At 60.1% G+C, this 6,529-nt stretch carries 4 protein-coding genes; 3 read left to right on the top strand and 1 reads right to left on the bottom strand.

Annotated elements, in window-relative coordinates; genetic code table 11:
- Positions 1-1,171, bottom strand: a 1,171-nt coding sequence (locus Q8M42_RS15405; protein WP_305284413.1) for a retention module-containing protein, incomplete at its 3' end; no start/stop codon positions are given.
- Positions 1,172-1,494: 323 nt separating this feature from the next.
- Here Q8M42_RS15405 and Q8M42_RS15400 point away from each other — a divergent pair.
- From Q8M42_RS15400 to Q8M42_RS15390, 3 genes are read left to right on the top strand one after another with little or no spacing between them, the layout of a single operon-like run.
- Positions 1,495-2,838, top strand: a complete 1,344-nt coding sequence (locus Q8M42_RS15400; protein WP_304864468.1) for a TolC family outer membrane protein — start codon at positions 1,495-1,497, stop codon at positions 2,836-2,838.
- A 47-nt stretch (positions 2,839-2,885) separates the two neighbouring features.
- A complete protein-coding gene (locus Q8M42_RS15395; protein ID WP_304864465.1) occupies positions 2,886-5,021 on the top strand; it encodes a type I secretion system permease/ATPase in 2,136 nt (711 codons plus the stop codon).
- Between the two features lie 19 nt (positions 5,022-5,040).
- Complete coding sequence (locus Q8M42_RS15390; protein WP_370692689.1) at positions 5,041-6,387, top strand: HlyD family type I secretion periplasmic adaptor subunit; 1,347 nt, start codon at positions 5,041-5,043, stop codon at positions 6,385-6,387.
- Positions 6,388-6,529 lie beyond the last annotated feature (142 nt).

Raw genomic sequence — 6,529 nt, 5'->3', positions numbered from 1 at the left:
GTGCGGTGGTGCTCCAGGTGGTGCCGTCGGTGCTGTACTCGACCAGGGCGCCGGCTTCGGTGCCGCTGACGCTGTAGGTGCCATCGTTGCTGATCAGATCGCCGGCCACACCGCTGTCGGTGGTGAGGGCGAGGGTAGGTGCAGCGACCTGAGTGTCGAGGGTAAAGGTCAGGCTGGACGGCAGTGAGGTGTTGCCTGCGGTGTCGGTCTGACGCACTTGAATGGTGTTGCTGCCTTCCACGGCCACTGGTGCGGTGGTGCTCCAGGTGGTGCCGTCGGTGCTGTACTCGACCAGGGCGCCGGCTTCGGTGCCGCTGACGCTGTAGGTGCCATCGTTGCTGATCAGATCGCCGGCCACACCGCTGTCGGTGGTGAGTGCGAGGGTAGGTGCAGCGACTTGGGTGTCGAGGGTAAAGGTCAACGACGTAGAGGGTGATGTATTGCCAGATGGATCTGTTTGACGAACTAAGACAGTGTTACTGCCTTCATTGGGTGTGAATACAGTGTTCCAGGTCGTTCCACCGTCGGTGCTGTACTCGACCAGAGCGCCGGGCTCAATGCCGCCAATTATCAGTGAGCCATTATTAGTGATCAGGTCAGTGGTGCTGGCACCGCTATCGTTGGCCAATACCACGCTTGGTGCGCCAGGGGCGGTGGTGTCCAGGGCGGCATTGGCTGCCGTTGTCTGGGCTGCCTGTTCACCAGTGGCGAACAGCTCGTCCTGGGCTGTGCCGTTCAGGCCCAAATTGGATGTTTCAAAGCCAATGCTTGCTTCCAGTTGCTGCCCCGTCTCCCCCAGCAGTACAAAGCTATGCCCGCCACCTGCTGCGCCGCCCGTACCGCCACCAGCACCTGGACCAGCCGCTGGGGCTTCGAGGTCGACAGTGGGGTCGAAGCCGGCAGCCAGGGTTTGCTCCAGGCCAGGATTGGGCTCAGCTTTATTATCGTCAGCTTGTGCATCGCTGGCGGGAGCTTGCCAGTTGCTGTTCTGTGCGAGGTTGACCAGCTCGCCATTAGCCAGTTGCAGGGTCACTTCACCACCCAGGCCAGTCAGTACCTGTTCGCCCATGAGCAGGCGTTCGCCCTCGAAGATCTGCCGCTTCAGTCCGTCGAGAGAAACGGCAAATACTTGGCCAACAAGACTTTTTACGATGGCGACGATAGTGGTCATAGAGCGGGCTCCGAGGTGGGCGCGGTAAAATCGTTAAATACAGTGAAGCAATGTTTTGATTTAAAGGCTTAGGATCTGACAAAATCCCGTCGTCATAAATTTGGCTTATTCCAATATGGAATTACTGATATGCCAAACTATTGACCTGCTGCACGCGATAATAAACAATGCGCGCGCTGATGTCACTTTGATATTGGTTTGTCTCTAGTGTGATGCGTGTCACGCTCTGTCGGCTGTTTATGTATCCTGCGCCACTTTGCGTCAAGCGCGTTGCCCCTTCGTTGTTCCAAGTCACTCGCCCAGCCTGAAAGGAATTTCATTTAATGCGTTTTCTTGCCCTGTTCCCTCTTGCTCTTGCGGTATCGATGGCTGCCCATGGCCAGACACTCAATCAAGCCATGCAAAGCGCCCTTGAGGTGCATCCGGAGATTCAGGCGGGGATTAATGCGCGCTTGTCGGTTGAAGAGCAGATGAAGGCCGCCAAGGGTGGTTACCTGCCGCGGGTTGACCTGTTGGCCGGCTATGGTCGTGAAAACACCGATAGTCCAGGCACTCGTGGGACGAGCCATAACACCGAGACGCTGAATCGCGGTGAGTCGAGCCTGCGCTTGCAGCAGATGATTTTTGATGGTTTTGCCACCAGCAGTGAAGTCGGTCGCCAGCGCGCTACGGTAAATGCCCGTGCCTATGAATTGCTGGGTACTTCCGAGCGCACCGCGCTGACAGTGGCGCAGGTTTATCTGGATGTGCTGACCCGCCAGGAACTGGTGCGTCTGGCCGAGAGCAACCTGGCCAGTCACGAACGTATTTATGATCAGATCACCCTGCGTAGCCAGAGCGGCGTAGGGCGCACTGCCGACCTTGATCAGGCCGAGGCGCGTCTGGCCCAGGCGCGCAACAATCTGATCACTGAGCAGACCAACCTGGCGGATGCGCGGGTCAACTATTTCAGCGTGGTTGGCCGTGATGCCAGCGAGCTGAGCCCGCCGTCTGGTTTGGCTGGTCACCTGCCGGAAAGCCTGCAGGCGGCGCGCCAGGAAATGCTCGCTAACAACCCGTACCTGAGTTCAGCCGAGGCCGATGTACAGGCCAGCGAGCAGCAATATGAGGCGGCCAAGTCGAGTTTCTACCCGCGCCTGGATGCCGAGCTGTCGCGTGGCATGGATAATAATATCGATGGTGTAAGCGGCCATAGCAATGAATGGCGTGCGATGTTGAACATGCGTTACAACCTGTTTGCCGGTGGCAGCAACAAGGCCGACCTGCAGTCCAAGGCTTATCAGACCAACCAGGCGATGGACATCCGCAACAACGCTCTGCGCGTATTAAATGAAGACCTCGGCTTGGCCTGGAATGCCTTGGAAAATGCCCGCCAGCAGTTGCCAATTGCCCAGCAGTACGTTGACTACAGCAGCCGGGTGCGCGAGTCCTACCAGAAGCAGTTCAGCCTGGGTGACCGCACCCTGCTGGATTTGCTCGACAGTGAAAACGAGCTGTTCACCGCCGCGCGCCGTCTTGAGGAAGTGCGTTTCACCGAGCTGTTTACTCAATACCGGATCAAGGCCACCATGGGCTCCCTGCTCAAGAGCCAGGGTGTAGTCGCGCCGATGGCCGCCGCACCACTGGACGAGATCAAGGCCCAGGCCAACTTGCCGGGTCTGAACTGAGCCCAGTCGTTGATGAGTAAAACCCAGTGGCAGTAGACCCAAGCCCGATGCAAACCCGTAGCGATCCGCGTGATCGCTACGATGACCCTCTGCTCGACAGCCTGTTGTCGCTGTGCGGCCTGCACCAGAAATCTGTCAGCCGCGCGATGCTCACCGCAGGCTTGCCGCTGCCGGAGCAGCGCTTAAGTGCCGAGTTGCTGCCGCGCGCGGCGGCGCGTGCGGGTTTACAGGGGCGCTGGTTGCGCCGTGGCTTGGAGAAGATTCCGGCCCTGGCCATGCCGGCCTTGCTGCTGCTGCACGATGGTCGCTGCGCCATTTTGCTGGGCTGGGATGACCAGGGCCGGGCACGCATCATGCCCAGCGAAAGCGAGGGCGGCGAGGTGCGCGTCAATGCCGAGGCGCTGGCCGAGGATTACAGCGGTCGAGTGTTCTTTGCCCAGCCGCAGCACAAGTTTGATTTCAACCGTGGCGAGCTGATCCCGCGCGCCACGTCCTGGTTTCGCGACACCCTCAAGCGTTCGCGCTGGCTGTATATCGATGCCATCGCGGCAAGTTTTCTGATCAATCTGATTGGTCTGGCCACGCCGCTGTTCGTAATGAACGTGTACGACCGTGTGGTGCCCAACCAAGCCGAAGCCACTCTGTGGGTGTTGGCAATTGGCATCACCGGGGTGTTCTTCTTCGATCTGCTGCTGAAGACCTTGCGCGGCCTGTGCCTGGATCTGGCAGGCAAGAAGACCGACCTGATCATCTCCGCCACGCTGTTCGAGCGCATCGTCGGCATGGCCATGAAGTTCCGTCCGGCGCGGGTCGGCAGCTTTGCGCAGAACATTCACGAGTTTCAGAGCCTGCGCGATTTCCTCGCCTCGCTAACGTTGGCCAGCGTCATTGACCTGCCGTTTACCCTGCTGATTCTCGCGGTGATCGCCATGATTGGCGGCCATCTGGTGTGGATTCCGGTGCTCGCCTTCCCGTTGGTGGCCTTGATTGGCTGGACCTTGCAGCGTCCGCTGGCCGAGACCATGCAGCGCACCATGGCCCTGGCCGGTGAGCGCCAGTCGAGCCTGATCGAGAGCCTGGCCGGGCTGGATGCGGTCAAGGTCAATAACGCCGAGAGCGAGCGCCAGTATCTGTGGGAACAGACCATCGGCACCCTCAGCCGTCTGGAGCTGCGCGCACGCATGCTCTCCAGCCTGGCGATGAACGCCACCATGCTGTTGCAGCAACTGGCAGGTGTGGTGGTGATCGTGCTTGGGGTGTACCAGATCATTGACGGTAATTTGAGCATGGGCGGGCTGATTGCCTGCTACATGCTCAGCAGCCGCGCGCTGGGGCCGTTGACGCAGATTTCCGGGCTGCTTACGCGCTATCAACAGGCGCGGGTGACGCTTGAATCGGTCAACCAGATGATGGAGCTGCCGCAGGAGCGCCACGCCGACGAGCGCCCGCTCAAGCGCCAGTCGCTGCAGGGCGCGATCGAGTTCCGTCAGCTGGAATTCCATTACCCGGATCAGCAACAGGCCGCTCTGCTGGGCATCAACCTGGTGGTTCGTCCCGGCGAGAAGATCGGCATCATTGGCCGCAGTGGTTCTGGCAAAAGCTCGCTGGCCAAGTTGATTGTCGGCCTGTATCAGCCCGATGGCGGCAGCCTGCTGGTCGATGGCATTGATGTACGCCAGCTGGATGTCAGCGATCTGCGGCACAACATCGGCTATGTGCCGCAGGATATTCAGCTGTTCAGCGGCACCCTGCGCGACAACCTGGTGTCCGGCGCGCGCTATGTCGAAGACGAGCTGGTGTTGCAGGCTGCCGAACTGGCTGGCGTGCACGAGTTCGCTCGACTGCATCCGAAAGGCTATGAACTGCAGGTTGGCGAGCGCGGGCAGAACCTCTCCGGCGGTCAGCGGCAGAACGTTGCCCTGGCGCGTGCGCTGTTGCTCGATCCGCCGATTCTGCTGCTCGATGAACCGACCAGCGCCATGGACAACACCGGTGAAGAACGCCTCAAGCAGCGCTTGTCTGCGGTGATCGGCAGCAAGACCCTGTTGCTGGTCACCCACCGTGCTTCGATGCTCAGCCTGGTGGATCGGCTGATCATCGTCGACCGTGGGCAGATCATCGCCGACGGGCCGAAAGGTAGCGTGATGGAAGCGCTGAAGAAGGGGCAGATCAGTGTCAGTTAAAGCGCCCGAGAAAAGGAGCCTGCGTCAGGCCGTTGCCGCTTATTTCGGTAGCCACGATGAGCTGGGCGATGAGCCGCTACCGGAGGTCAACAAAGCGTTGATCGAGGATGCGCCACGGGTGGTGCGTCTGACCATCTGGGGCTTGATTGCCTTTGTAGTGTTCTGCCTGCTGTGGGCTAATTTCGCCGTGGTCGATGAAGTGACCCGGGGCGATGGCAAGGCGATTCCGTCCTCGCGGCTGCAGAAAATCCAGAACCTGGAAGGCGGCATCGTCGCCGAACTGTTTGTTCGTGAGGGGCAGATTGTCGAGGTTGGCGACCCGCTGTTGCGCCTGGATGACACCCGCTTTGCCTCCAACGTCGGTGAAACCGAGGCTGATCGCCTGGCCTTGTTGCTGCGTGTCGAGCGTCTCAGCGCCGAAGTGCAAAACCGCGAGCTGGTGGTGACTGATGAGGTGCGCGAGAAGGCTGGCGGCCAGGCGGATAACGAAATCCAACTGTTCAACAGCCGCAAGCAGCAATTGCTCGATGAAGTGGCGGGCCTGGAAGAGCAGTTGATCCAGCGCCAACAGGAGCTGCGCGAGTTTGCCTCCAAACAGGGGCAGTTTCGCAACAGCCTGAGCTTGCTGCGCCAGGAAGTACAAATGTCCGAGCCGCTGGTGGCACAGGGCGCGATCTCCCAGGTAGAGGTACTGCGCCTCAAGCGCGCTGAAGTGGAAGCGCGCGGCCAGCTGGAAGCCACCACCCTGGCGATGCCGCGGGCCGAAGCGGCGATCAAGGAAGTCGAGCGCAAGATCGATGAAACCCGTGGGCGTTTTCGCAGCGAGGCGCTGGCTCAGCTCAACGAGGCACGCACCGATCTGAGCAAGATCCAGTCAACCGGCAAGGCGCTGGAAGATCGGGTCAACCGCACCCTGGTGATCTCGCCGGTACGCGGCATCGTCAAGCAGCTGTTGGTTAACACCATCGGTGGGGTGATTCAGCCGGGCAGCGACCTGGTGGAGATCGTACCGCTGGGGGAAAACCTGCTGGTCGAAGCGCGCATTCGCCCGCAGGACATTGCCTTCCTGCATCCGGGGCAGGAGGCGATGGTCAAATTCACCGCCTATGACTACACCATCTACGGCGGGCTCAAAGCCGAGCTGGAGCAGATCGGTGCCGACACCGTGACCGACGATGACGGCAACAGCTTTTATGTGATCAAGCTGCGCACCAACAAGAGCCACCTGGGCACCGAGGAAAACCCGCTGCTGATTATTCCCGGCATGGTCGCTTCGGTGGACATCATCACCGGCAAGAAGAGCGTGCTCAGCTACCTGCTCAAACCAATTCTTCGTGCGCGCAGCGAGGCGTTGCGCGAGCGCTAGGCAGCAGATGCTACACAACAAAAAGCCGCAGTCAGCTGCGGCTTTTTATTGTCTGCAGGCCAACTGCTTATCAATGTGGGAGCAGACTTGTCCGCAAGCTTTTGCTGTATCAGCCGTAGCCCGAACAAGCGCAGCGCAGTCC

This window comes from Pseudomonas sp., assembly GCF_030684895.1.
GTDB lineage: Bacteria > Pseudomonadota > Gammaproteobacteria > Pseudomonadales > Pseudomonadaceae > Aquipseudomonas.
The sequence above is the reverse complement of the archived record's forward strand: the minus strand, read 5'-3'. Positions and strand labels throughout refer to the sequence as shown.